Origin of the sequence: Actinosynnema sp. NPDC020468 (genome assembly GCF_040642015.1) — a bacterium.
Taxonomy (GTDB): Bacteria; Actinomycetota; Actinomycetes; order Mycobacteriales; family Pseudonocardiaceae; genus Actinosynnema.
Genome location: NZ_JBFAEO010000001.1, coordinates 100,204 through 125,056, shown reverse-complemented (window position 1 = coordinate 125,056; position 24,853 = coordinate 100,204). Strand labels below are relative to the sequence as shown.

Annotated in this window: 30 protein-coding genes; 12 read left to right on the top strand and 18 right to left on the bottom strand. The window is 73.4% G+C overall.

Annotated elements, in window-relative coordinates; translation table 11 throughout:
- Window positions 1–51 precede the first annotated feature (51 nt).
- From AB0G50_RS00635 to AB0G50_RS00620, 4 genes are all read left to right on the top strand, one after another.
- On the top strand, window positions 52–1,062 hold the full coding sequence (locus tag AB0G50_RS00635) for an LLM class flavin-dependent oxidoreductase (RefSeq protein WP_360100390.1): 1,011 nt from the start codon (window positions 52–54) through the stop codon (window positions 1,060–1,062).
- Window positions 1,063–2,599: 1,537 nt separating this feature from the next.
- Entirely contained in the window at window positions 2,600–3,139 is a 540-nt protein-coding gene (locus AB0G50_RS00630) for a hypothetical protein (protein ID WP_360100387.1), read from the top strand.
- A gap of 23 nt (window positions 3,140–3,162) precedes the next feature.
- Window positions 3,163–3,636, top strand: coding sequence for a thioredoxin-dependent thiol peroxidase (gene bcp, locus AB0G50_RS00625; RefSeq protein ID WP_360100384.1), 474 nt, complete (start codon window positions 3,163–3,165; stop codon window positions 3,634–3,636).
- A gap of 354 nt (window positions 3,637–3,990) precedes the next feature.
- On the top strand, window positions 3,991–4,317 hold the full coding sequence (locus AB0G50_RS00620; protein WP_360100381.1) for a multidrug efflux SMR transporter: 327 nt from the start codon (window positions 3,991–3,993) through the stop codon (window positions 4,315–4,317).
- Between the two features lie 192 nt (window positions 4,318–4,509).
- Here AB0G50_RS00620 and rdgB read toward each other — a convergent pair whose 3' ends face one another.
- Window positions 4,510–5,121, bottom strand: coding sequence for an RdgB/HAM1 family non-canonical purine NTP pyrophosphatase (rdgB, locus tag AB0G50_RS00615; protein ID WP_360100378.1), 612 nt, complete (start codon window positions 5,119–5,121; stop codon window positions 4,510–4,512).
- A complete protein-coding gene (gene rph / locus AB0G50_RS00610) occupies window positions 5,118–5,882 on the bottom strand; it encodes a ribonuclease PH (protein WP_360100375.1) in 765 nt (254 codons plus the stop codon). Before rph ends, rdgB begins: the two co-directional genes overlap by 4 nt.
- A gap of 54 nt (window positions 5,883–5,936) precedes the next feature.
- Here rph and AB0G50_RS00605 point away from each other — a divergent pair, with 54 nt between their 5' ends.
- The gene (locus AB0G50_RS00605) at window positions 5,937–6,452 is read left to right on the top strand and encodes a DUF2231 domain-containing protein (protein ID WP_360100372.1); all 516 of its coding nucleotides are present in this window, start codon (window positions 5,937–5,939) and stop codon (window positions 6,450–6,452) included.
- Window positions 6,453–6,587: 135 nt separating this feature from the next.
- On the opposite strand, the gene AB0G50_RS00600 is transcribed toward AB0G50_RS00605, so the two are convergent.
- From AB0G50_RS00600 to AB0G50_RS00580, 5 genes are read right to left on the bottom strand one after another with little or no spacing between them, the layout of a single operon-like run.
- Window positions 6,588–6,998 (bottom strand): OsmC family protein, encoded by a 411-nt coding sequence (locus AB0G50_RS00600; RefSeq protein ID WP_360100369.1) that lies wholly within the window; start codon window positions 6,996–6,998, stop codon window positions 6,588–6,590.
- A 10-nt stretch (window positions 6,999–7,008) separates the two neighbouring features.
- A complete protein-coding gene (locus AB0G50_RS00595) occupies window positions 7,009–7,512 on the bottom strand; it encodes a hemerythrin domain-containing protein (RefSeq protein WP_360100366.1) in 504 nt (167 codons plus the stop codon).
- Between the two features lie 59 nt (window positions 7,513–7,571).
- Complete coding sequence (locus AB0G50_RS00590) at window positions 7,572–8,345, bottom strand: MBL fold metallo-hydrolase (RefSeq protein ID WP_360100363.1); 774 nt, start codon at window positions 8,343–8,345, stop codon at window positions 7,572–7,574.
- 17 nt (window positions 8,346–8,362) lie between these two features.
- Complete coding sequence (gene murI, locus AB0G50_RS00585) at window positions 8,363–9,154, bottom strand: glutamate racemase (RefSeq protein WP_360100360.1); 792 nt, start codon at window positions 9,152–9,154, stop codon at window positions 8,363–8,365.
- On the bottom strand, window positions 9,151–9,777 hold the full coding sequence (locus AB0G50_RS00580; RefSeq protein WP_360100357.1) for a rhomboid family intramembrane serine protease: 627 nt from the start codon (window positions 9,775–9,777) through the stop codon (window positions 9,151–9,153). The genes murI and AB0G50_RS00580 overlap by 4 nt, the downstream gene beginning before the upstream one ends.
- A gap of 92 nt (window positions 9,778–9,869) precedes the next feature.
- Here AB0G50_RS00580 and AB0G50_RS00575 point away from each other — a divergent pair, with 92 nt between their 5' ends.
- Window positions 9,870–10,694 (top strand): SMP-30/gluconolactonase/LRE family protein, encoded by an 825-nt coding sequence (locus AB0G50_RS00575; RefSeq protein ID WP_360100354.1) that lies wholly within the window; start codon window positions 9,870–9,872, stop codon window positions 10,692–10,694.
- Between the two features lie 60 nt (window positions 10,695–10,754).
- On the opposite strand, the gene AB0G50_RS00570 is transcribed toward AB0G50_RS00575, so the two are convergent.
- From AB0G50_RS00570 to clpS, 6 genes are all read right to left on the bottom strand, one after another.
- Window positions 10,755–11,705: a cysteine synthase gene (locus AB0G50_RS00570; RefSeq protein ID WP_360100351.1), complete on the bottom strand. Its 951-nt coding sequence runs from the start codon at window positions 11,703–11,705 to the stop codon at window positions 10,755–10,757.
- A 6-nt stretch (window positions 11,706–11,711) separates the two neighbouring features.
- Complete coding sequence (locus tag AB0G50_RS00565) at window positions 11,712–11,984, bottom strand: MoaD/ThiS family protein (protein ID WP_360100348.1); 273 nt, start codon at window positions 11,982–11,984, stop codon at window positions 11,712–11,714.
- A gap of 71 nt (window positions 11,985–12,055) precedes the next feature.
- Entirely contained in the window at window positions 12,056–12,511 is a 456-nt protein-coding gene (locus AB0G50_RS00560; RefSeq protein ID WP_360100345.1) for a M67 family metallopeptidase, read from the bottom strand.
- A gap of 152 nt (window positions 12,512–12,663) precedes the next feature.
- Window positions 12,664–13,230, bottom strand: a complete 567-nt coding sequence (locus tag AB0G50_RS00555) for a peptidase S58, DmpA (protein WP_360100342.1) — start codon at window positions 13,228–13,230, stop codon at window positions 12,664–12,666.
- A complete protein-coding gene (locus AB0G50_RS00550; RefSeq protein ID WP_360100339.1) occupies window positions 13,230–13,787 on the bottom strand; it encodes a DUF2017 domain-containing protein in 558 nt (185 codons plus the stop codon). Before AB0G50_RS00550 ends, AB0G50_RS00555 begins: the two co-directional genes overlap by 1 nt.
- On the bottom strand, window positions 13,784–14,083 hold the full coding sequence (clpS, locus tag AB0G50_RS00545) for an ATP-dependent Clp protease adapter ClpS (RefSeq protein ID WP_360100336.1): 300 nt from the start codon (window positions 14,081–14,083) through the stop codon (window positions 13,784–13,786). Before clpS ends, AB0G50_RS00550 begins: the two co-directional genes overlap by 4 nt.
- A gap of 80 nt (window positions 14,084–14,163) precedes the next feature.
- Between clpS and AB0G50_RS00540 the strand changes: the two genes are divergently transcribed.
- Together AB0G50_RS00540 and AB0G50_RS00535 are read left to right on the top strand one after the other, a co-directional pair.
- The gene (locus AB0G50_RS00540; protein ID WP_360100333.1) at window positions 14,164–15,444 is read left to right on the top strand and encodes a nicotinate phosphoribosyltransferase; all 1,281 of its coding nucleotides are present in this window, start codon (window positions 14,164–14,166) and stop codon (window positions 15,442–15,444) included.
- A 12-nt stretch (window positions 15,445–15,456) separates the two neighbouring features.
- Window positions 15,457–16,026 (top strand): isochorismatase family protein, encoded by a 570-nt coding sequence (locus tag AB0G50_RS00535; protein WP_360100330.1) that lies wholly within the window; start codon window positions 15,457–15,459, stop codon window positions 16,024–16,026.
- Window positions 16,027–16,092: 66 nt separating this feature from the next.
- Here the strand turns inward: AB0G50_RS00535 and AB0G50_RS00530 are convergent, their stop codons facing one another.
- The 4 genes from AB0G50_RS00530 to AB0G50_RS00515 all read right to left on the bottom strand — a co-directional run bounded on the left by AB0G50_RS00530 (window position 16,093) and on the right by AB0G50_RS00515 (window position 19,472).
- Window positions 16,093–16,755, bottom strand: coding sequence for a hypothetical protein (locus tag AB0G50_RS00530; protein ID WP_360100327.1), 663 nt, complete (start codon window positions 16,753–16,755; stop codon window positions 16,093–16,095).
- A 137-nt stretch (window positions 16,756–16,892) separates the two neighbouring features.
- Complete coding sequence (wecB, locus tag AB0G50_RS00525; protein WP_360100324.1) at window positions 16,893–18,059, bottom strand: UDP-N-acetylglucosamine 2-epimerase (non-hydrolyzing); 1,167 nt, start codon at window positions 18,057–18,059, stop codon at window positions 16,893–16,895.
- A gap of 470 nt (window positions 18,060–18,529) precedes the next feature.
- Window positions 18,530–18,706, bottom strand: a complete 177-nt coding sequence (locus AB0G50_RS00520) for an LPXTG cell wall anchor domain-containing protein (protein ID WP_360100321.1) — start codon at window positions 18,704–18,706, stop codon at window positions 18,530–18,532.
- Window position 18,707: 1 nt separating this feature from the next.
- Entirely contained in the window at window positions 18,708–19,472 is a 765-nt protein-coding gene (locus AB0G50_RS00515) for a choice-of-anchor P family protein (RefSeq protein WP_360100318.1), read from the bottom strand.
- 251 nt (window positions 19,473–19,723) lie between these two features.
- On the opposite strand from AB0G50_RS00515, the gene xrtP reads away from it, so the two are divergent.
- The 4 genes from xrtP (at window position 19,724) to AB0G50_RS00495 (ending at window position 24,208) form a co-directional block, all read left to right on the top strand.
- Window positions 19,724–20,242, top strand: a complete 519-nt coding sequence (xrtP, locus tag AB0G50_RS00510; protein WP_360100315.1) for an exosortase P — start codon at window positions 19,724–19,726, stop codon at window positions 20,240–20,242.
- Window positions 20,242–21,600, top strand: coding sequence for a glycosyltransferase (locus tag AB0G50_RS00505; RefSeq protein WP_360100312.1), 1,359 nt, complete (start codon window positions 20,242–20,244; stop codon window positions 21,598–21,600). The genes xrtP and AB0G50_RS00505 overlap by 1 nt, the downstream gene beginning before the upstream one ends.
- Window positions 21,601–21,740: 140 nt before the next feature.
- Window positions 21,741–23,672, top strand: a complete 1,932-nt coding sequence (locus tag AB0G50_RS00500) for an ATP-dependent DNA helicase (protein WP_360101246.1) — start codon at window positions 21,741–21,743, stop codon at window positions 23,670–23,672.
- Entirely contained in the window at window positions 23,672–24,208 is a 537-nt protein-coding gene (locus AB0G50_RS00495) for an AAA family ATPase (protein WP_360100309.1), read from the top strand. The genes AB0G50_RS00500 and AB0G50_RS00495 overlap by 1 nt, the downstream gene beginning before the upstream one ends.
- On the opposite strand, the gene AB0G50_RS00490 is transcribed toward AB0G50_RS00495, so the two are convergent.
- The gene (locus tag AB0G50_RS00490; protein ID WP_360101243.1) at window positions 24,160–24,840 is read right to left on the bottom strand and encodes a peptidyl-tRNA hydrolase; all 681 of its coding nucleotides are present in this window, start codon (window positions 24,838–24,840) and stop codon (window positions 24,160–24,162) included. The genes AB0G50_RS00495 and AB0G50_RS00490 overlap by 49 nt on opposite strands.
- Between the last annotated feature and the right edge of the window lie 13 nt (window positions 24,841–24,853).

Here is a 24,853-nt window from a genome sequence, read left to right as displayed (position 1 = left end):
TCACCCGCCTGTTCGGGAAGGCCCGGCGGGTGCCGCGCGTTGGCCATGGGCATGAGCCGACTGCGCGACCTGCCCCTGTCCGTCCTCGACCTGGCCCCGGTGACGACGGCGACGGACGCGCGAACGGCCCTCGGGCACACCCGCGAGTTGGCCCGGCACGCGGAGGCGTTGGGCTACACCAGGTTCTGGCTCGCGGAGCACCACAACATGCCGGGCATCGCGAGCAGCTCGCCGACGATCCTCATCGCGGACGTGGCGGCGGCGACGTCCACGATCAAGGTCGGCTCGGGCGGCGTGATGCTGCCCAACCACCCGGCGCTGGTCGTGGCCGAGCAGTTCGGCACCCTGACCGCACTCCACCCGGGCCGGATCGACCTGGGCATCGGCCGCGCGCCGGGCACCGACCCGCAGACCGCGCGGGCCCTGCGCCGCACGGCGGGCCCGCTGTCGGCGGACGACTTCCCGCAGCAGCTCCAGGAGTTGCGCGGGTACTTCGAGGGCACCGAGACGCTGAACGCGGTGCCGGCACACGGCAACAAGCCCGCGGTGTGGCTGCTGGGCTCGAGCGGCTACAGCGCGCAGGTCGCCGGCGTGCTGGGCCTGCCGTTCGCGTTCGCCCACCACTTCAGCTCGGAGAACACCATCCCGGCCCTCCAGCTCTACCGGCAGCGCTTCACGCCGTCGGAGGTGCTGAGCGAGCCGTACGCGATGGTGTGCGCCGCCGTGATCGCCGCCGACACCGACGACCACGCCCGCTGGATCGCGGGCCCGCAGGCCTTGTCGTTCCTGAAGCTGCGCGCCGGCACCCCGGGTCCCCTCACCACGCCGCAGGAAGCCGCCGACTACCCGTACTCGGACCTGGAGCGCCTGATCGTGGAGGACCGGTTGTCCTCCCAGGTGATCGGCGCGCCGGACACGGTCGCGAAGTCCCTGGAAGACCTCCTGACCCGCACCGCCGCCGACGAACTCATGGTCACCACCATGGTCGCCGACCAGAAGGACCGCCTGCGCTCCTACGAAATCCTGGCCGACCTGGCCGCCCTCCCCACCTCCGCCGGCTGACCAGCCCACGCCACGGCCACCCACCGACCACCGAGATCCCGTTGCGGCGCCCCGGTTCGAAGGAGTGACGGCGAGGGCGACCGCCAGCAACGCGGCTCACGACGGACGACGAACAGCAGGCCGATCGACCGAAGAGCGGCCGCGCGGCGGCAGCCCGACGTCGGTCGGCGGTCAGTCGGTCGGTAGGACAGCGATCGGTCGGCGCCAGTCAGCCGGGCCCGCAGACGGGCGGCGGTCGGGCGAGCGGCGGTCGGGCGACATCCGCCCACGACAGGCGATAGGCGATCGGAGGGCGTGATCAGCGACGCGTGATCAGCAAACGGCGGCGCCAACCGGCCAGGCCGCGAACAGGCGGCGGCAGCCCAGCGGCGCCAGTCGGGTGGCGGGCGGCTGCGTGCCGTCAGGCGATGGGCGATCGTCGGGCGCGATCGGCGGTGCGATCAGCGAACTGAACGGCTGTAACCAACCGGACCGCGAACGGGCGGCGGCAGCCCAGCGGCGCCGGGCGGGCGAGCGGGCGGGCGAGCGGCGGGCGGCGGGCGGGCGAGCGGCGGTCGGGTGGTAGCGGTCGGGTGGGGCGAAGGGTGATCGGCTGCGCGTGATCGGCGAACGGATTCCCTTTCTCCACCGGGCATGGGCAAGTCCGGCATGGGCGAGTCCGGCGCGCGGCTGGGCTGTCCACAGCCGGGGCCTCGGCACCTCCGTTCTCGGGCCGTGACAGCGGGTCGTGGCCGCAGGGTCGTGGCCGCAGGAGGTGACTGCGGCCTGTGGCTGTGGCTGCGGCAGTGCCTGTGGTGTCACGCCGGCGGGCACCCGGCGCTCCTGTCTCGCCGGCTCGACGCGCTCATCGCGGCCTCAGGCGCGGCGCTGGTGCGACTCTCGGGGTGCGCGCGGGATGCTCGCGCGGCTGGGGGCGGGCCGCGGGCCGGCGGTTGGTCGGCCGGTTCAGTCGGTGGAATCGCGTGGCGGATTTCGCTCATTCGGGAGGTGGGTGGACTGTTCGCCCGGATTGCTCACCCGGTCGTGCGATCATCCCCCGTCTGCCGATATCCACCTCACGGGGAATCTCTCGCCGGCGACCAATTCGCGGCGGTTCACGCTCGATCGGGGGGTCGGTACGCCGGTTCGGCGGTGGGTGGTGCCCGCCGGTGGGCGAAACGCGTTCCTCCAGACCGCACATTCGCGGCTTCGTTGCCCTTGTTTTTCACAGTTGGACGGGTGTCATTCATCCATCCGAGTGAATACTGAAGTCGAGGGCTGGCAACCGGCCGAATACGCGCAATGATCCCTGTGAGCGCGCACGCCCCCCGACGCGCTCCCTAACTTCCGGACGACGAGTCGTCCGATCGCCCGGCCGCCGCCGAAGCCCCTTGTGTGGTCTGGACCACTCAAGGGGCCGCCAGGAATCACGGGTTGGCCACGGGCAGGCACCAGGTGCGAATCAAGGCCCCTCATCCACACCCGGCACGTCCCCGACACCGTCATGGTGGAGTCCAGGACAAGGCAAGCCCACCGCCGGGGCGGGAAGGGGAGGTTCGTGAAGTTCGCCAGACTGGCCGCCGGCGTGTGCCTGGTATCGGCTTTGGCGGGATGTGCGGCCCCCTCCGGTCTGTCCGCTCCCGCCGTGCCGCGCGAGTCCACGAGCGCGGTCGCGCACGCGGCGCCCGCCGCGCCGGACTCCGCCTACACCCCGTTCGGGGTGCAGCGGGTGTGGGCGAACGGGCTGTCGATCACCGTCTCCGCGCCCAAGTCGCTCAAGCCGAGCGGGACGTCGTTTCCGAAGTCGCCGCGCACGGCGGTGTTCGTCGTCACCATCGCCAACGGCACCGGGATGGCCTACCGGACCAACCAGCTCGCGGTGAAGGCGCTGCTCGGCGGCACGCCGGTGCCCGAGGTGCTGGACTCGGTGCAGGGGCTCAACGGCATCGGCACGGCGGTCAACGAGGTGCCCGCCGGCGGCGAGACGACGCTGACCCTGGCCTACGCGGTGCCGGAGAACACCGTGCGGCTGCAACTGCTGGTCGAGCCCAACGGCGCGGACCAGGTGCCCGGCGCCACCTTCGAAGGGCAGGCCTGAGCCTGGCTGTAGCGTCTGGGGGCATGACCGAGCAGCAGCGCCTGTCCCCCGGCGACCAGGCCCCGGCGTTCACCCTGCCCGACAGCGAGGGCAGGCCCGTCTCGCTCTCCGACTACCTGGGCAAGTCCGTGGTCGTCTACTTCTACCCCGCGGCCGGCACACCGGGGTGCACCAAGCAGGCGTGCGACTTCCGCGACAACCTCGGCGACCTCGCCGGCTCCGGGTACGAGGTCGTCGGCATCTCGCCCGACAAGCCGGAGAAGCTGGCGAAGTTCGTCGCCGCCGAAGGCCTGAACTTCCCACTGCTGTCCGATGTGGACAAAACCGTGCTGACCGCGTGGGGCGCGTTCGGCGAGAAGCAGAACTACGGCCGCACCGTGCAGGGCGTCATCCGGTCCACGTTCCTCGTGGGACCCGACGGCACGATCGTCAAGGCGATGTACAACGTCCGCGCCACCGGCCACGTAGCCAAGCTGCTGCGCGAACTCCCCGCCTGACCCGACACCGGGGCGCCCGGACCGCGGGCGCCCCGCACCAGGCCTCGGGTACGGTGGAGGGGCGAGGACCGGCCATTCCGGGCCGCTCGAACCTCACGTAAGGGTGATAACCGTGTGTCGCGCGACGACACCCGACGGTTCCTTCGTCCCCTCCGGGCAAACCCCTTCCCGGTACCTGCCTGCCGCGCGCACCGCTTCCGGGCACGCGGTTTCCGGGCGCGGCGCCTCCGCCTGCGTCCCCTCCGGCCAGAGCCCCTCGAAGTACGTCCTGCGCGTCCACTTCCCCACGCGCGGCGGTTGATCCGGGCTGTCGTACGCCCCCTTCACCCGACCGCGCGCACCCGGGACAACCCCATGCTGAAGTGGATCCTGCTCGTCCTCGCCATCGCCTTCGAGGTCTTCGCCACGCTGTGCCTGAAGGCTTCCGACGGTTTCACCAATACCCTGCCGACGCTCGGTCTGATCGCGGGCTACGGCGTCGCGTTCTACCTGGAGTCCCAGGTCATCCGACTCGGACTGCCCGTCGCCATCACCTACGCGGTGTGGGCGGGCGGTGGCATCGCGCTCGTCGCGGTCGCCGGGCGGGTGCTGTTCGAGGACCCCATCAGTCCCGCCATGCTCGCCGGCATGGCCCTGATCGCGGCGGGGGTGTGCGTGGTGTCCGCGGCGACCGTCGCCTGACCGACGGGCCGCGCCCGATCCTCGACGCGACCGGACGAAGGACCCGGGCCGGGTCCTCGGCGCGACCGGATGAGGATCCGGGCCCGGTCTTCGACGCGGCCGGATGAGGGACCCGGCCTGGGTCCTCGAGGCGACCGGATGAGGGACCCGGCCGGGTCCCCATCGCGGCCGGGTGCGGACCGGGCCGGGGCCTCACCTGTCCGTGTTCGCCGCGTTCTTCAAGTGCGGCAACAACAAGCGGAGCGCGCGGCCGCGGTGGGACAGCGCGTCCTTCTCCTCGGGCGAGAGTTCCGCGGAGGACACGTCGTGGCCCTCGGGGCGGAAGATCGGGTCGTAGCCGAACCCGTTGACGCCGCGCGGTTCGCGCAGGACCTCGCCGCGCCACTCGCCGCGCACGACCGTCTCCACGCCACCCGGCGCCACGAACGCCGCCGTGCACACGAACGCCGCGCCGCGCCGCTCGTCCGGCACGTCGCGCAGCTGACCCAGCACCAGGTCGAGGTTGGCCTGGTCGTCGCCGTGCGCGCCGGACCACCGGGCGGACAGCACGCCGGGCATGCCGTTCAGCGCGTCCACGCTGATGCCCGAATCGTCGGCGACCGACGGCAGCCCCGTCGCGGCGAACGCGTCGCGGGCCTTGGCGAGCGCGTTGCCCTCGAACGTGGGGTCGGTCTCCGGCGCCTCGGGGAACGCCGGCACGTCGTCCAGGCCGACGACCTCGACCCCGGCCAGGCCCTCGGCCTCGAGGATCCGGCGCAGTTCGCCGAGCTTCTTGCGGTTGCGGGAGGCCAGCAGCAGCTTCACTTGCGCTTCGCCTTCGGCTCGGGCAGCACGCCGGGGTACGGCGCGGCGAGTGCTTCGGCCTGGAGGGCGTTCAGCTTCGCACAGCCCTCCAACGCCAGGTCCAGCATCCGGTCGAGCGTGGTGCGGGCGAACGTCGCGCCCTCGCCGGTGCCCTGCACCTCGATCAGCGTGCCCGCGTCGGTCGCCACCACGTTCATGTCGACCTCGGCCCGCGAGTCCTCCTCGTAGGGCAGGTCCAGCCGCACCCGGCCGTCGACCACGCCCACCGACACCGCCGACACCGCGCACGACAGCGGCTGGGGGTCGGCCAGCCGGCCGGCCGCGCCGAGCCACGTCACGGCGTCCGCCAGCGCGACGTACGCGCCGGTGATCGCGGCGGTCCGGGTGCCGCCGTCGGCCTGGATCACGTCGCAGTCGATCACGATCGTGTTCTCGCCCAGCGCCGCCAGGTCGATGCACGCGCGCAGCGAGCGGCCGATCAACCTGCTGATCTCGTGCGTGCGGCCGCCGATGCGGCCCTTCACGGACTCGCGGTCGCCGCGCGTGTGCGTCGCGGAGGGCAACATCGCGTACTCGGCCGTCACCCAGCCGAGACCCGAACCCGACCTCCAGCGGGGAACCCCTTCGGTCACACTGGCTGCGCAGAGCACACGAGTGTTGCCGAACTCGATCAGCACGGACCCCGCCGGCCACTGCTGGAAGCCTCGGGTGATCCTGATGTCGCGCAGTACGTCGTCGTTCCTGCCATCGGTCCTCAGCACGGCACTACCCTAAAGCGCTGAACCCGGGGACGGCCCACCGGCGTAGGGAGAGGCATGGCACTCGCAGGCGACGTGGCGACGATCTTCGGGGTTCCGGCGCACCCGCTGCTGGTCCACGCGGTGGTGGTGTTGCTGCCGCTGGCGTCGGTGGCGGCGATCGCGGTGGCGGTCGTGCCCAAGTGGCGACGGCGGTACAGCTGGCCGGTGCTGGGGGTGACGCTCGTGGGCGTCGGCTCCGTGCCGCTGGCGCAGCAGGCGGGCGAGCAGCTCTACGACCGGCTGTCGAGCCTGGGCAACCCGCTCATCGAGCGGCACGCGGACCTGGGCAACGACCTGCTGCCCTTCGCGCTGGGCTTCGGCGTCGCGGTGATCGCGCTGATGGTCGCGGGCAAGCTCGCCGACCGGGAGCGCGCCGCCGACGCCGAGGGCGGCTCGGTGCCGCGCACGTGGCGCACGATCGCGGTGGTGGTGGCCGTGCTGGTGGTGGCCGGCGGCATCGCGACGACGGTGCAGACGGTCCGCATCGGCCACAGCGGCGCGACGGCGGTCTGGCAGGGCGTCGGCAGCTGACCCCGCCCGTGGTCCGCCGACCACGGGCACGACCCACGGTCGGCGCGCGCAGTGGGCGGGCCCGCGGTCGGACTGGCGGGATCGGCGCACCCGGGACCGGTCGGTGGTCGGACCGGGGGATCAGCGCGCTCGGGATCAGTCCGCGGTCGCGCCCGGCAGGGTCAGCGGAACCGGCGCGCCCTGTTCCAGGGTGCGCGAGACGGTGCACAGCTGGGCGATGGCCCGGCGCACGGCGGCCTCCAGAGCAGCGCGCTGCGGCTCGTCCAGGGTCGACGCGTCGTACTCCAGCGCGGTCGGGACCTCGGGGAGTTCGTGTTCCTCGCCCTGGCGCGGGTCGACGGCGCGGGCGACCAGGCGGTCACCCGTCCGTCGGGTGATCAGCGTTTCCGCGGTCACCGCCGCGCACCCGGCCGCCGCCGCGAGCAGCAGCTCGACGGGGCTGAACGCGCCCTCCGCGCCCTTCCGCCCGATCCTGACCTCCGCGCCGCGGTCGTTCGTGGCCACGAAGGTGTGTTCGGCGACCCTGGTCACCTCGACGTCCGACACCCCGTCGACGTTAGTCGATGCGGTCCTTGGTCTCGTGGGCGAGCTTGCGCACGTACTCGAGGTCGCCGCAGTCGTCGGCGATGCGCTCCTGCCGCACGGCCAGGAACTTCTCGCCCAGCTCGGCCCGCCGGTCCGCGGCGACCTGCTCGCGGGTGTCGTTGAGGATGGTGCGCTCCTCCTCGTCCACGTGGTGGTTGAGGGCCTCGACCAGCTCCTCCAGCTTCGCCTCCCACTCGTCGGACTCGGTGTCGGCGACCTCCAGCAGCGCGAGCAGCGCCTGGTGGCCCTCGGCGTGCTCCTCCGCGCCGTGGTCGACCTCGTCGGAGTCGACCTCGCGGTACCGCTTGAGCGCCGGGTAGACCTCCGACTCCTCCGCCTCGGCGTGCGCGACGAGCAGTTCGGCCAGCTCGGCCAGGACCGCCGACCGGTCCGAGGAGCGGTCCCGCAGCGCGCGGAACAGCTCCTCGAACCTGCGGTGGTCGGCAAGGATCAGCTCTACGACGTCAGTGGACATGGCGGCGGGCTACCCGCGCGCCCGGCCACCCAATCCGCCTGGTCGGCTGATCCGCCGGGTCAACCGATCCGGTAGCTCTTGCCCCGTCTGGCCAGCTCCACCGGCCCGGTGAACTGCTCGCGGGCCTCGGCCAGCACCACCTCGGGATCGGTCCACGGCGCCACGTGCGTCAGCAGCAGCTCGCCGACACCGGCGTCGGCGGCGAGCCTGCCCGCCTGCCGGCCGGACAGGTGCAGGTCGGCCGGCCGGTCCTCGCGGTGCTGCCAGGTCGCCTCCGACAGCAGCACGTCCACCCCGTCGGCCAGCTCGTGCAGCGCCTCGCACGGTCCCGAGTCGCCGGTGTACACCAAGGACGCGTCCGGTGTCGCGATGCGGAAGCCGTAGGCCTCGCACGGGTGCGCCACCCGGGCCGCGGTGACCTCGAAGGGTCCGATGTGGACGGTCCCCTCCGGTAAGGCGTGGAACTCGAACACGTCGCCCAGGTCGGTGCGGGCGAGTTCCTCCGCGCTCTCCGCGTACGCGCGGGCGAACCGGTCCGGCGACTCGCTCGGCCCGTGCACGGGCAGCTTGCGCTCGGTCGGGTCGTAGGGCGGATCGGGGTGGTAGCGGCGCAGGACCGTCAACCCGGTGAAGTCGCCGCAGTGGTCCGGGTGCAGGTGGGAGAACAGCACCGCGCCCAGGGAGAAGGGGTCGCGGTGGGCCTGCAACGCGGCGAGCACACCGCTGCCGAAGTCGACGGCGAGACTGAACCCGTCGGCTTCCACCAGGTACCCGGAAGCGGGGGCGTCAGGCCCCGGCAGGCTGCCCGAGCAGCCGAGGATGGTCAACAGCACCCGTGGAGCGTGCCAGGTCATCCGTAGGGGTGGAAGGAGGTGGTTTCCAGCCGGGGCAGGAATCGCCTGGCGAGCCTCGCGAACGATTCGGCCGGTCCGGTGGACGTGAACCGCTGATCGGGTTCGCCTTCGCGGAACAGGTCGCGCTCGGTGAGCACCCGGACCACGTCCTTCACCGTCTCCTCGGCGCTGGAGACGAGCGTGACCGTGTCGCCCATGACTATTTGGAGCACACCGGTCAGCAGCGGGTAATGGGTGCAGCCGAGCACGAGCGTGTCCACCTCCGCGCGCTGCAACGGCTCCAGGTAGGCCTGCGCGAGACCGAGCACCTGCCGCCCCGAGGTGATGCCCCGTTCCACGAAGTCCACGAACCTCGGGCACGCGACGGCGGTCACCTCCAGGTCGCGGGCGGCGGCGAAGGTGTCCTGGTAGGCGCCGGAGGTGATCGTGCTCTGGGTGCCGATCACACCCACCCGGCCGGTCCGCGTCGTCGCGACCGCCCTGCGCACGGCGGGTAGCACGACCTCGACCACCGGAACGTCGTAGCGCTCGCGGGCGTCGCGCAGGCACGCGGCGGACGCCGTGTTGCACGCGATCACGAGCATCTTCACCCCGTCGGCGACGAGCTTGTCCGCGATCTCCAGCGCGTGCCCGCGCACCTCGGCGATGGGAAGCGGGCCGTACGGGCCGTTCGCCGTGTCGCCGACGTACCGGAGCCGCTCGGCGGGCAGCTGGTCCATGATCGCGCGGGCCACCGTGAGGCCGCCCACACCCGAGTCGAAGATCCCGATGGGCAGATCGGCGGTCACGCGTTGGCACCAACGCGGGCGTCGCGAGCGGCTCCCCAGGCGGCGAGCAGCCCGCCGAGTGCGCCGAACAGGTGGCCTTCCCAGGAAATACCCGGTTGGCCGGGCAGCACGCCCCACAGCGCGGCCCCGTAGACCGCGAACACCAGGACGGCCACCACGATCTGCAACGGGCTGCGGTTGAACAGGCCGCGCACGAGCAGGAACACCAGGAAGCCGAACACCAGACCGGACGCGCCGATGTGCACGCCGTCCGAGCCGACCAGCCACACGCCGAGCCCGCTCGTCAGCCACACCACGGCCGTCACCTGGAAGAACTGCTTGATGCCCGCCGACGTGGCCAGGAAACCGAGGATCAGCAGCGGCACCGCGTTGCTCGTCAGGTGCGCCCAGTCCGCGTGCAGGAACGGGTACCAGAGGATGTTGTCCCACTGCGAGAAGTCGCGCGGGATGACGCCGTCGTTGTCCAGCGAGTGGTTCAGCAGGACGTCGAACGCCTCGACCACGTACAGCAGTCCGACGAATCCGAGCACCACCGCGGCCGACGCGATCGGGTGGGCGGGCCAGACGCGGCGGGCGTCGGGCCGGTGCGCCTGGGGCGCGGCGGGAACGACCGAGGGGTCCACAGGGCCAGATTACGCGTCGGAAGCGGGGCGGTGACCCGATCCGGCGCGGAAACCCGAGGTGGGGAGGCCGATCGGGTGTCTAGGCTGTGCCGGTGTCGATTGAAGTCGCTGTCCACGCCGTGGTCGAACTGGCCGGAGCGCCCCTGTGGGACCCGTTGAGCGACACCCTGCTGTGGGTGGACGTCCTCGGGAGCGCCGTGCACCGGCACTCCCCCGCGCGCGGGTCGGACGACGTGCTCGACGTGCCGCAGCACGTCGGCGCCGCGCTGCCGCGCGACCGGGGCGGCCTGGTGCTCAACCTGCGGGACGGTGTGGCCCTGGTCGACCGGGACGGCTCCCGGACGTGGCTCGGGTACTGGGCTCGGGACGGGGTGCGCGGCGGTCAGGCCGCGGTCGGGCCCGACGGCGCCCTGTGGGCGGGCACCACCCGGTACGACGGCGGCCCGAACGGCGGCTGGCTCGCGCGGGTGCGCCCGAACGGCGACGCGGGCGTGGTGCTGGACAAGGTGACGGCCGGCAGCGGGTTCGGGTGGAGCCCGGACGGGTCCCGGCTGTACTTCACCGACGTCGGCGAGGGCCGGGTGGACGTGCTCGACTTCGCCGACGGCGTGGCGACGAACCGGCGTCCGCTGGCCTCGGTGACCAGGGGTGTGCCCGACGGGCTGTGCGTGGACGCCGACGGCTGCGTGTGGGTGGCCGCGCGGGACGGCGGCGCGGTGCTGCGGTTCACCCCGGACGGCGTGCTCGACCGGGAGGTCGACCTGCCCGCGGACCGGCCGACGTCGTGCGCCTTCGGCGGGCGCGACCTCACCGACCTGTACGTGACGACGACCCGGACCGACACGTGGTCGGAGGGATCCGTGCTGGTGGTGCCGGGCGCGGGCGCGGGACTGCCGGCGGCGGCGTTCAGCGGCTGAGGCCGACCGGGGTTCGAGCGCGACCGGTGGTGGCCCGGGTGGTCCGGGCCGCCACCGGTGTCACGCCCAGAGGTGGCCGTCGAGGCGTTCCGCGGCCTCGTCCAGCGTGCCGGCGTACGCGCCGGTCGACAGGTACTTCCAGCCCGCGTCGGCGACCACGAAGGCCACGTCCGCCCGTTCGCCCCTGGTCACCGCCTTCTCGGCGGCGGCGAGCGCGGCGTGCAGGATCGCGCCGGTGGAGATGCCCGCGAAGATGCCCTCCACCTCCAGCAGCTGCCGGGTGCGGCGCAGGGCGTCGTAGGAGCCGACCGAGTAGCGCCCGGTGAGCACCGTCTCGTCGTACAGCTCGGGCACGAAGCCCTCGTCCAGGTTGCGCAGGCCGTAGACCAGCTCGCCGTACCGCGGCTCGGCGGCCACGATCTGCACGTCCGGCTTCTGCTCGCGCAGGTACCGGCCGACGCCGACCAGGGTGCCGGTGGTGCCCAGACCCGCCACGAAGTGGGTGAGCGTCGGCAGGTCCTTGAGCAGCTCGGGACCGGTGCCGTGGTAGTGCGCGCCGGCGTTGGCCGGGTTGCCGTACTGGTAGAGCATCACCCAGTCGGGGTTCTGCGCGGCCAGCTCCTTCGCCCGCGCCACGGCCTGGTTGGACCCGCCCGCCGCGGGCGAGAACACGATCCGCGCGCCGTAGGCCTGGAGCAGCTGCTTGCGCTCGGTGGAGGTGTTCTCCGGCATCACGCACACCAGGCCGTAGCCCTTGAGCTTGGCGGCCATGGCCAGCGCGATGCCCGTGTTGCCCGACGTCGGCTCCAGGATCGTGCAGCCGGGCGTCAGCGCGCCGGACCGCTCGGCCTCCTCGATCATGGTCAGGACGGGTCGGTCCTTGATCGAGCCGGTCGGGTTGCGGTCCTCCAGCTTCGCCCAGAGGCGCACGTCCTTGGAGGGCGACAGCCGGGGCAGGCCCACGAGGGGCGTGCCGCCGACCGCGTCCAGCAGTGACTCGTAGCGCGCCACGGCGGATCAGCCGCCCGCGACGGCCGGGAGGATCGTGACCGTGTCGCCGTCCTTGACCTCGGCGTCGAGGCCGCCGGAGAAGCGCACGTCCTCGTCGTTGACGTAGACGTTGACGAAGCGGTGCAGCGAGCCCTCCTTGACCAGGCGCGCCTTCAAGCCACCGTGGTTGGCCTCCAGGTCGTCGATGACCTGGAGCAGCGTGCTGCCGGCGGCCTCGACGGACTTCTGCCCGCCCGTGTGGGTGCGCAGGATCGTGGGGATGGAGACGGTGACGGCCATGCTGGAACCTCCGAGGAACCGGGATTTGACGATGCGTCGGGAAACGCGTGGTGCGGCGCGGCGGCGCTCGCTCAGGGACGGTCGGGCGTGTCGTCCGGGCCCGTGTGCGCGAAGAGGTAGGACTCGACCACCTCGACGGGCTCCTCGGTCACCACACCGTCGAGGATCCGGTAGGACCGCAGCTCGTGCCGCTCGGGGTCCCGGGTCGAGACGAGGACGTAGTGCGCGTTCGGCTCCTGGGCGAGCGTGATGTCCGTGCGCGACGGGTACGGCTCGGTCGCGGTGTGCGAGTGGTAGACGACGACGGGTTCCTCACCGTCGCGGTCCATCTCGCGGTACACCCGCAGCTGCTCCATGGAGTCGAACCGGTAGAACGTCGGGGACCGCTCGGCGTTGTCCATCGGGACGAACCGCTCGGGGCGGTCGGAGCCCTCGGGACCCGCGATGATCCCGCACGCCTCGTCCGGGTGGTCGCGACGGGCATGCGCCACCATCGCGTCCACTAGGTCACGGCGAATCACCAGCACGGCTCCATCTTACGGTGTGGAGGAAGCCGTCCCGGGGTGTGAGAACCCGCACCCCCGTATCGACCACTGCCTGGGAATACCGCGGCGGTCCGCGGTGTCGCCGACCGTCCGGGGTGGACCCGGCGGGCGGTCGGGCGGGCGGTCGGCGCGGGTCAGCCCAGCGCGGTGAGCAGGGCGTTCGCCGCCGCGGTGCACAGGGCGTTGACGGAGGCCTCGACGGGGTTGTCGGTGGCGACCGCGAACACGGTGGTGGGCAGGGTGAGGCCGGCCCGGGGGAACGCGTCCTGCGCGGACATCGCGACCCTTCGGCACTCCGCCTTGGTCAGCAGCGCGTCCACGACCACCACGGCGGCCGCCGACGTCGGGCCGACCAGGGCGTAGGCCGCCGGTGGCGGCTCGGTGGCGGTGGCGCACGCCCGGTAGGCGTCCGGGGTCGGGTCGACGCCCAGCGCGGCGGTCGGCACGATCGGGACCACCCAGTCCGGCTCCGCGCCCACCGGGTAGCCGTGGTGGTGCTCGGCCAGCCAGGACACCGCGCCGCCCGCGACCGCGAGCGAACCGGTGGTCAGCACGATCGCGTGCACCCGGGGCACCAGCGCGGACGGGTCCAGCAGGTCCAGCTCGCGGGTGCCGGCGGGCGCGCCGCGGGTGTCCACGCCCGCCGTCGCGCCGGCGGGCGTCAGCAGGACCAGGACGCCCTCGGCGCGACCGAGGCGCATCAGTCCATGACCGCTTCGACCAGGGTCTCCTGCACCCAGGTCAACCAGTGGTAGACGCCCAGGTGCGGCGAGCGCGGGTCGTCCTCCGGCAGCTCGTCGGGCATGTCCTCCTGGACGTCCAGCGCGGTGCCCAGCGCCAGCCGGACGTCGTTGAGCGCGGACAGCCAGGCCTCGGCCTCGGTCAGCTTGAGCCGCACGTCGCCGCCGTCGGGCGGGCAGGTGTCCAGCACGATCGCCGCGACGCCGGTTTTGCGGTCCAGCAGCTCGGGCTCGTGCAACGACCGCAGCGCGGCCGCCGAGTCCGCCTCGCCGGGGTCGGGCGCGTCCGGGTCGAGGCGGTGGAAGTCGGGCAGCAGGCGACCGAGGATCGGGTCGTCCGGCGGTGTCGACGGGCCGGTGCGGATGCCGGTCAGCTCGGACAGCTCGTCCTGCGGCGCCTCCTCGGCGCGGGCCGCGAGCATGTCCTGGATCTGGCTCACCAGGCCCCGGACCACGGCCGCCTCCTGGCGGTCGAAGCGTCCCAGGACCTCGTCGCCGGACCGGCTCCACTTCCTCACGACGAGCGCTGCATGGTCGCCCACAGGCCCGCGGCGTGCAGTTTCGCCACGTCGGCCTCCACCTTGTCCTTGGATCCGGACGACACGATCGCCCGGCCTTTGTGGTGCACGTCCAGCATGAGCTTCGTCGCGTGGTCCCGGCTGTAGCCGAACAGCTTCTGGAGGACGTACGTCACGTAGGACATCAGGTTGACGGGGTCGTTCCAGACCAGCGTCTGCCAAGGTCGGTCCTCGGACCGCACCTCCGCGCCGGCCGGGTCGACCTGCGTCCGCTCGTGCTCCACGGGCGTGGTCATACCGCCAATGGTGTCATGTTCCGCACGGTGGCGGACGCCATAGGTCCCCTTCGACCGCCGTGAACATAGGCTTTGACGTCATGTCGACCTCAACGGCGCTGCTGACCGACCACTACGAGTTGACGATGCTCGCCGCCGCGCTGCGCGACGGCACCGCCGACCGGGCGTGCGTCTTCGAGGTCTTCGCCCGCCGATTGCCGGAGGGCCGCCGCTACGGGGTGGTCGCCGGCACCGGCCGGCTGCTGGACGCGATCACCGCGTTCCGGTTCGCCGACGAGGAGCTGGACCTGTTGCGCCGCACCGGGGTCGTGGACGAGGCGACCCTGGAGTGGTTGGCCGGCTACGAGTTCACCGGCGACGTGGACGGCTACCCCGAGGGCGAGCTGTACTTCCCGGGCTCGCCGATCCTGTCGGTGCGCGCGCCGTTCGGCGTGGGCGTGGTGCTGGAGACCCTGGCGCTGTCGATCCTCAACCACGACAGTGCGATCGCCTCGGCCGCCGCGCGGATGGTCGGCGCGGCCAACGGCAGGCGGATGATCGAGATGGGCTCGCGGCGCACCCACGAGGAGGCCGCGGTCGCCTGCGCCCGCGCCGCCTACCTGGCCGGGTTCACCGCGACGTCGAACCTGGAGGCCGCGCGCCGGCACGGCATCCCGACCACCGGCACCTGCGCGCACGCGTTCACCCTGCTGCACGACAGCGAGGAGGAGGCGTTCCGGGCGCAGGTCGACGCGCTGGGCGAGGGCACGACGCTGCTGGTCGACACCTACGACATCACCCGCGGCATCGACACCGCGGTCGGGGTGGCCGGGCCGGGGCTCGGCGGCGTGCGGATCGACTCGGGCGACCTCGGCGTGCTGGCCAGGCAGGCCCGCGACCAGCTCGACTCGCTCGGCGCGAAGTCCACCCGGATCGTGGTGTCCGGCGACCTGGACGAGTACGCGATCGCGGCGCTGCGCGCGGAGCCGGTGGACGCCTACGGGGTGGGCACCTCGCTCGTCACCGGCTCGGGCGCGCCGACCGCGGGCATGGTCTACAAGCTGGTCGAGGTGGACGGCCGCCCGGTCGCCAAGCGCAGCTCGCACAAGGAGTCGCGCGGCGGTCGGAAGTCGTCGATCCGGCGGCACAAGGACACCGGGACCGCGATCGAGGAGATCGTGTTCCCGCACGACGAGCAGCCCGACCTCGGCGCGCACGACCGGGTGCTCGCGACGCCGCTGATCCGGGGCGGCAAGCGGGTCGAGGGGTTGGACACGCTGGCGGAGAGCCGGGAGCGGCTGCGCGCGGCGCTGGTGACGGTGCCGTGGGAGGGCTTGAAACTGTCGCGCGGCGAGCCCGCGATTCCGACGACGTTCCGGTAGAGGAGCAAGGTCATGGCCAAGGCGCTGATCGTGGTGGACGTGCAGAACGACTTCTGCGAGGGCGGCTCGCTGGCGGTCGCGGGCGGCGCGGCGGTGGCCGCGGCCATCTCCGCGCACGTCGCGGCGGGCGGGTACGACCACGTGGTGGCGACCCGGGACTACCACGTCGACCCGGGGTCGCACTTCAGCGCGACGCCGGACTTCGTGGACTCGTGGCCGGTGCACTGCGTGGCGGGCACGGCGGGCGCGTCGTTCCACCCGGAGCTGGACGTGACCCCGGTGGAGGCGGTGTTCTCCAAGGGCGCGTACGCGGCGGCCTACTCGGGGTTCGAGGGCGCGTCGGGCGGCGGCGAGCAGCTGACCGACTGGCTGCGCGCGCACGACGTGGACGCGGTGGACGTGGTCGGCATCGCGACCGACCACTGCGTGCGGGCGACCGCGCTGGACGCGGTGGCGGCCGGGTTCGCCACGACGGTGCTGCTGGACCTGACGGCGGGCGTGTCGCGGGCCACCGTCGACGGCGCGCTGGAGCGGCTCGCCGCGGCGGGCGTGGTGCTGGAGGGCACCCCGAAGGTCGGCTGACGCACGACGCGGGGGCCACCCTGGTGGGTGACCCCCGCGTGTGCGCTCCGTCAAGCTGTCACGAGGTCACGGCGTCGGCGAGCAGGCCGCGTGGCCCACGACCAGTTCGCCCGAGATCCCCGAGGCCGGCTGGAACCGGACGTGCAGCAGGTTGAGGTCGATGCTGCCGTCGTTCGGGTTCGGCAGGGTCACCTCGGCGAAGGTGACGGTGGCGAGCACCGCGCCGGTGGCCTTCTTCAGCGGCAGGCTGAAGTTCGCGGGCACCACCGGCGGCAGGGCCGGGAACCCGCTCAGGCCGCCGACGCCCCAGCCCGCCCTGGTGCCGTACTGGTCGGCCTGGCAGGTGATCCGCCAGGACGCCAGCTTGAGCCGCGGCCCGCCCGCCGCGACCAGCGCGGACAGCTCGAAGTTCGAGCCGATCGCCTCGGACTTCGTGGTGGTCACGTCGTTGTCCGCGTCCACGACGGTGGTCGTGCAGGACGACGAGCCCGAGCCGAACTTCACGCCCGAGTCCGACACCGGGCCCGAGGTGTTCGTGGTCCGGCCGTCCACCGCGCACGGCGCCAGGTCGTCGATCAGGGTCTGGTCGCCCGCCTTGGTGAAGTCCGCCCACGCGACGGACGCGACGCCCGGCGGGTTGGCGGCCAGTGCCGGTGTCGCCGTGGCGAGCAGACCTGTCACGAGCGCCGCGGCGACCGCCGCGACCCGACGCGCTCGACTGTGCTTCATGTGCATGCCCTTTCGGTTCGCTGCCCCTCTGCGTCGAATAATCGACGGCGTGGACCCGGGCGCTAACCGTTCCAACCATTTCTCACACCACGGAGGAATTGTCGGCACCTGATCGGGAAGACCGTCACGGAATGCAGTCACGGCGTCGAGGGAATGCGCATCGGGAGCACGTCCGCGAAATCGGCGGGCAACCCCACGAGCTGTTCCAGCGCCGCCCGCACCCGGTCCGCCGCGGCGCCGTCGCCGAACGGGTTCCGGCCGGGCGGCAGCCGCAGCCGGGACGCGAGCACCCAGCCCGCCTCGGCCAGGATCCGGGTCGTGTCGGTGCCCACCAGCCACGCGCAGCCCGCCTCGACCGCGGCCGTGCGCTCGGTGCTGTCCCGCAGCACGAGCACCGGCACGCCGAACGTCGGCGCCTCCTCCTGGATGCCGCCGGAGTCGGTCAGCACCAGCGCGGACCGGCGCAGCGCCCGCACCAGGTCCGGGTAGTCCAGCGGCCCGGTGACCAGGATCCGGTCGTGGCCGCCCAGCGCCCGGCGCACCTGGGTGCGCACGACGGGGTTGGGGTGCGTCGGCACGAGCACCCGCACGTCGGGGTGCCGGTCGGCGATCGCGCGCACCGCGTGCAGCACCCGGTCCAGCGGCGCGCCCCAGGACTCGCGGCGGTGCGCGGTGACCAGCACGAGCCGTTCGCCGCGCTCGTCGAGCACCTGTTCCAGCCGGGCCAGGTCGGGGTCGCGCGCGGGCCGGTCGGCGGCCGCGACCCGGCGGACCGCGTCCACGGCGGTGTTGCCGGTGACCACGATCCGGCTGTCCGGCAGGGCCTCGCAGAGCAGCGCGGACGCCGCGTCGTCGGTCGGCGCGAGGTGCAGCGCGGCGATCCGGGCGATCATCTGCCGGTTGCCCTCCTCGGGGAACGGGCCGCGCAGGTCGCCGGTGCGCAGCCCGGCCTCGAGGTGCGCCACCGGCACGCCGCGCCAGAACGCGGTGAGCGCGCCGGCGAGCGCGGTCGTCGTGTCGCCCTGGACCAGGACGACGGCCGGGCGGCGCTTGCGCAGCACCCGGTCCAGCGCGGGCACCAGACCCGCGACCAGCTCGGCCTGGCCGCCGGTCGCGCGCGGCACGTCGAGCTCGACGTCCGGTGCGAGCCCGAACGCCCGCAGCGCGCCGCCGACCACGTCGACGTGCTGTCCGCTGTGGACGATCACGGGCCGCAGCACGGGGTGGTCGGCGAGCACCAGGGCGACCGGCGCGATCTTCACCGCCTCGGGCCGCGTGCCCGCCAACAGCAGGACTTCCTTCACCGTGCTCCTCTCGGTCGTGCGCGGTCGTGATCGGGGACGGGGTTGTGCGGTGGGAGGACCACGCCCGCGGCCGGGTGGTCAGCCGCCGCCACGCGGGAGGGCGGTCCTGTGGCTGTCGCTCGGAAAGCGCCGCCGCCACCCGGCGGACGGGCTCTCGGGTGGTCCTGGGGTGTGCGGTGGGAGACCACGCCCGCGGAGCGGCTCCCGGTACCGCGGCCGGGTGGCCGCCCCGGAAGGACCGCCGCCACGCGGGCGGACGGGCCCTCGGGTCGGGTGGCCCGGGTGTGCGGTGGAAGGCCGCCCGGGAAGAGCCGCCACGCGGGATGACGGGTCGGCGGGGTGTGCGGGCGTCGACGGCCGCGGGAGGGTGGGTGCCGCCGTCGACGTCCGCACGCACCGGCCTCGGCGCGGCGCCGGTCATGGGGTCCGGCGACCGGTCGGGGTCGGTGGGTCGGTGGGTGCCCGGCCGGTCAGGGCCTGCGGGGTGCCGCCCGGCGGGCGCGGCGGCGGGAGGACAGGGCCAGGGCGGTGCCCGTCAGGAGCAGGAGCACGCCCGCCGCCAGCCACCACGTCAGGTCCGCGCCGGTCGCGGCGAGCGCGCCGACCCCGGTGCCCGCGGCGACGCCGGTTCCCGGTAGTCGGTACACGTCACGCCACCGCCCGACGGCGCAGCGCGACGGCCGCGGCGGGCACCGCCACGAGCACGAGCAGACCCAGGCCGAGCCACAGGCCGAGGCCGGAGGCCATCGGGATCGGCAGGCCCGCCGGGCCGCACGTCGCCGAGGACAGCACCAGGTCGCCGGAGCCCAGCGAACCCGTCACGCCGCCCAGCAGGGTCACGTGCACCGCGTTGACGGTGAGGCTGCCGTCGGGGTTGGCGATCTGCTCGTTGAACACGACCTTGGCGACCTGGACGCCGAGCACCTTCACGTCCGCGGTGGTGTTCGGCGCGGGACTGCCGTCGACGGTGCCGAGGCTGCCGGACTTCAGCCCGGTGAGCGTGGTCGTGCCGGTGACGCCGGTCTGGGTCGCCGCGCACTCCGCCTTGACCACCTGCGCCGTCACGCCGCCGGTCGTGCCCGCGAGCAGTCCCAGGTCGGCGTCGGTGGCGCTCGCGGTGGAGGACACCGCGCCGGTGTTCTCGTCGCGCGACGCCGAGGCGCTGAGCACCCCGGTTCTCAGCACGCCGGGCTTGTCCACGCCGGCGAAGGTGTCGGTCGTGGGCCCGGCGGCCGCGGCGGCCGCGAACGGGCCCGCCGCCAGCGCCGTGCCCCCGAGCAGGGTGATGCCGGCCTTCGCGCCGAACGCCGAGGCGTCACCGGGGGCGGCGGAGGCCGGTGCGGCCGCGGTCAGGAGCGCCGCGGCGGCGAGCAGTCCGACCCAGCCGACACGACGCGTCATTCGCACCTGCATGAAGCTCCTTTCTCACGGTTTGTCGAGCAATTGCCCCTATCGGCGCTCCATCGGTCGGATTAAGGGTTGCTGCCCGTAAAGGGGGACGACGAACACTCGATTCGCCCAGTTGCTAGTACCCAAAGTGGGTCTATCGCCCGAAATTGCCTCATGTTGTCACCCGTTCCGGCAATGCGGATCACGATCCGAGGGGCCGATGACCCCTTCGTAGCCCCATCGGGCGGTACCCAGTCGAATGAAAGGACTCTTCAGTGGCGCTTGCCGTGCCCCGCACCGACCACCTCCACCGGGTGGTCGTGGTCGCACTGGTGGCGGCCTCGGTCGGCCTCGTGCTCGCGCACCGGGCGTACCGGACGGTCGAGATCTCCCTGTCCGGACTGGTGCTGACGGTGCTCGGCGACGACGGCGTCGCCGTGGTCGCCGACCGGCAGACGGTCTACTTCGGACTCGGCTCGGCCACCCCGCTCGGCCTGCGGATGACACCCGAGTGCACGTCGGCGTTCCTGGTGCTGCCGCTGCTGCTGGTGGGCGCGGTGATGATCGCGCTGCGACCCCGGATCACCGGGCGGGTGCTGGTCGCGCTCGGCGTGGCGGCCGCCGCGGTGGTGCTGGTCAACCAGTTCCGGGTGCTGACGCTGGTCGGCCTGGTGCACGGGCTGGGCGTCGACCGCGGCTACTACTGGGGCCACACGCTGCTCGGCTCGATGGTGAGCGTGTTCGGCGGCGCGGCGGCGCTGGTCGCGTTCGTGTGGCTGGCGACGAGGAAGTAATGGGCCTCGACGTCGTCCTGGGGTTCACCCAGGCGCTGGCGCTGACCATGAGCGTCGCCTTCGTCACCTACGTGCTGCTGATCGTGGTGCCCTACCTGCGGCACCGGCCGGCGCCGGTCGGGCGGGCGGCGACGCTGGAGTGGCACTTCCTGGTGCCCTGCCGGGACGAGGCCGCCGTCATCGGCGACACGGTCCGGTACCTGCGGACCGCGTTCCCGATCGCCCACGTGTGGGTGATCGACGACGACTCGGACGACGCCACGGTGGGCGTGGTGCGGTCGTTCCGGCCCGACAAGCACGTGCACCTGGTGCGCCGGCACCGGCCGAACGCGCGCACCGGCAAGGGCGACGCGCTCAACGACGCGTACCGGACGTTGAAGCGGTGGATGGGCAGGCACGCCGACCTGGACCGGGCCATCGTCGTGGTGGTCGACGCGGACGGCAGGCCCGCGCCGAACTGCCTCGACGTGTGCGCCGCGGACCACCTGTTCGGCGACCCGGGCGTCGGCGCGGTCCAGGTGGACGTGCGGATGGTGAACACCGGCGTCCGGCAGCAGGGCGTGCCGGGGTGGCGGCAGCGGACCGGCGCGCTGCTGGTGCGCATGCAGGACCTCGAGTTCCGCACCGCGATCGCGGCGATCCAGCTGTCCCGCGGCGTCACCGGCACGATCTCGATGGGCGGCAACGGCCAGTTCACCCGGCTGTCCGCGTTGGACACCATCGCCGGGCCCGCCGGGCAGCCGTGGCGCGGGTCGCTGCTGGAGGACTTCGAACTCGGCGTGCACCTGCTCACCGCGGGCTGGCGCACCGGCTTCTCGCTGGACACCCACGTGCACCAGGAGGGGCTCTACAGCCTGCGGCGGTTCCTCGCGCAACGCACCCGGTGGGGCCAGGGCACCATGCAGTGCCTGCGGTACGTGCGGCGGATCTGGGCGTCGCCGCACCTGTCCACGCTGGGCGCGGCGGAGATGATGTACTACCTCGCCCAGCCGTGGATGCAGCTGCTCGGCACGCTGATCTACCCGATACCGGTGCTGCTGCTGGCGCACCGCGCGGTCGTGTCGCCGGGCGAGGTGTGGCACTGGTTCGCCGACGGCGCGTGGATCCTGTTCACCGTGTACGGCGCGTTCGGCCTGCTGCCGTTCGTCCTGTGGGGACCGGTGTACCGCCGCCGGTGCGAGCCGGACCTGGGCGTGTGGCGGTCGATCGCGTACGGCTTCGGGTACGCGCTCTACATCTACACCTTCTACATCACGTCGTGGCGCGCGGTGGGCCGGCTGGTGCGCGGGCGCAACGGGTGGACCAAAACCCGGCGCAACACCGAGCGGCAGCCGGGCGCCGTCGCGCTCGACCACTAGGGGGTGTGGGTCGCCGGGAATCGTCGGTGGTGGGCGGTACGGTCTTCGCCGTGCCCGCCACCACCATCCCCGACACCAGAACGCTGCTCGCCGTCGCCGTCGAGGCGGTGGGAGGCGCCGAGCGCGACGGCCAGGTCGACATGGCCGAGGCCGTCGAGCGCGCCATCCGCACCGGCGAGCACCTGGCCGTCCAGGCGGGCACCGGCACCGGGAAGTCGTTGGCCTACCTGGTGCCCGCGCTGCGGCACGCGGTGGCCGAGGAGTCCACCGTGGTCATCTCCACGGCCACCATCGCGTTGCAGCGCCAGCTCGTGGACCGCGACCTGCCCCGGTTGGCCAAGGCGCTGCGCAAGGAGCTCGGCCGGGAGCCGCGGTTCGCGATCCTCAAGGGCCGGCGCAACTACCTCTGCATGCACCGGCTGCACACGGGCGCGCCGGACGAGCCCGAGGAGGCCGGGCTGTTCGACCCGTTCGCGGTGTCGAAGATGGGCCGCGAGGTGAAGCGGCTGCACGAGTGGTCGTCGGACACCGAGACGGGCGACCGGGACGAGCTCGTGCCGGGCGTGACCGACCAGGCGTGGCGGCAGGTCTCGGTGACCGCGCGCGAGTGCCTCGGCGTGGCGAAGTGCCCGATCGGGGTGGACTGCTTCGCCGAGCGCGCGCGGGCCGAGGCCGGTCGGGCCGACGTGGTCGTGACGAACCACGCGATGCTCGCGATCGACGCCCTGGAGGGCTACCAGGTGCTGCCCGACCACGACGTGGTGGTGATCGACGAGGCGCACGACCTGGTCGACCGGGTCACATCGGTGGCGACCGAGGAGCTGAGCGCGGCGCTGGTGGCCACGGCCGCGCGGCGATGCGGGCGGTTGATCGACCAGGGTGTCGCGGACCGGATGGCCGAGGCCTCCGACGGGCTCGCGATGCTGCTGGAGGACCTGCAACCGGGTCGGCTGGACGCGTTGCCGCAGGCGATCTCCGGCGCGCTGCGGGCGACCAGGGACGCGGCGCACGCGTGCATCACCTCGCTCGGGCCGGAGCGCAAGGAGGACGTCGAGGGCGCGACGGACCGCAAGCTCGCCCGGTCGCTGCTGGACGAGGTGCACGACTGCGCGGTGCGGATCCTGGAGGCGTTCGACGCGGAGCACGACGTGGTCTGGGTGTCGGGCGACTTCGCCGACCGGGGTCGCGCGCCGTCGCTGCGGGTCGCGCCGCTGGGCGTCGGCGGGCTGCTGCGGGAACGGCTGTTCGGCAAGCGCACCACCATCCTGACCTCGGCCACGCTGACCCTGGGCGGCACGTTCGACACGCTGGCCAGGCAGTGGGGGCTGCCCGCGTCGTCGTCGGCGCCGAAGGTGGCGGGCACCGCGACGGACAAGGAGCCGCCGTCGGACGCGTCCGCGCCCCGGTGGACCGGGTTGGACGTGGGCTCGCCGTTCGAGCACGGCAGCAGCGGCATCCTCTACGTGGCGCGGCACCTGCCGCCGCCCGGCCGGGACGGGCTGCCGCCCGCGTACGTGGACGAGCTGGAGGGGTTGGTCAACGCGGCGGGCGGGCGGACGCTGGGCCTGTTCTCCTCGATGCGCGCGGCCAAGGCGGCGGCGGAGGCGTTGCGCGGCAGGCTCGAGTACCCGGTGCTGTGCCAGGGCGACGACTCGACCGGGCAGCTGGTGAAGAAGTTCGCCGAGGACACCCGCACGTGCCTGTTCGGGACGCTGTCGCTGTGGCAGGGCGTGGACGTGCCGGGTCCGGCGCTGCAACTGGTGGTGATGGACCGCATCCCGTTCCCGCGCCCGGACGACCCGCTCGCGTCGGCCCGGCAGAAGGCGGTGGACTCGCGCGGCGGCAACGGTTTCCTCACCGTGGCGGCGACGCACGCGGCGCTGCTGCTCGCCCAGGGCGCGGGCCGGCTGCTGCGGTCCATGAAGGACAAGGGCGTGGTGGCCGTCCTGGACCCGCGCCTCGCGACGGCCCGCTACGGCGGTTTCCTGCGCGCCTCGCTGCCGCCGTTCTGGACGACCTACGACCCGGAGGTCGTGCGCGCGGCCCTCAAGCGCCTGGACGCGGCGAACTGATGCTGGTCGCGCTCACCGGTCTGCCGGGCGCGGGCAAGAGCGCCGTGGCGGACGCCGTCGGTCGGGTGCTGCGGGCGCCGGTGTTCTCCATCGACCCGCTGGAGACCGCGCTGTGGCAGGCCGGGGTCGACCGCGCCCAGCCCACCGGCCTGGCCGCCTACGCGGTCGCGCACGCGGCCGCCCACCACACCCTCTCGCTGGGCCTGGACGCGGTGGTGGACGCGGTGAACGCCGCCGAGCCGGCGCGCGAGGCGTGGCGTGCCCTGGCGGCCCGGCACGGCGTGCCGCTGCGCGTGCTCCACGTGGTGTGCTCGGACGAGTCCCTGCACCGCGCCCGCCTGGAGTCCCGCCGCCGCGACCTCCCGGGGTTCACCGAGCCCACCTGGGCGGACGTGACGGCCCTGCGCGCCGAGTACGCCCCGTGGCCCGGAGCCCTGGTCCTGGACTCCGTCGACGGCCTCGACGCGCTCCTGGCCCGGGCGCTCGACTACCTGGCGACCGCGACCGTCGCGGTGCCCGGGTCGACCTCGGTGTAGCCCGCGTCCCGGACCACGACGGCGTCCGGGTCGGTCAGCAGGGCGTCCCACTCGGCGGGCGACGGGGTGCGGACGGCGCAGCGGTAGCCGGTGGCGGCCCACCGCGCCAGGTCGGGTTCGGGCAGGCGGGGCGCCAGGAGCATGGAGGCGTGGCCCACCTGGGCGGCCAGTTTGCCGACCGTCATGGTGACCTTCGGGTTCAGCCACAGCAGGCGGGCCTCGGCGGGCACCGGGCCCGGCACGTCGGCCGGCAGGTCGCTGCCCGACACCTGGAGCCGGGACAGCTCCTTCGGCAGTGCGGACACCAGGCCCGGCAGGAAGGCGCGCACCGACGCGGTGCCCACGGTCACCGTCACGCCCGGCAGCGCCTGCACGGCCTCCCAGTGCGCGCCGCGCGCCCGCCGGGACACCTTCCGGATCCGGCCGGAGATCCACTTCGCCAGCTCGTCGTGCCACTCGCCGTCCACCTCGGCGCGCGGGTCCAGGCACACCGCGACGGCCGCCGCGGCCGCCGCCTCCAGGACGTCGGTGCGCGCGGGCGGGTCCACGCGCTCGATGTGCAGCACCATCGGCATCGCGCGGACCGCCGCCGGGTCCTCGACGTCGCTCGACCAGCTCCGGTCGAGCAGCATCCCCAACAACGGG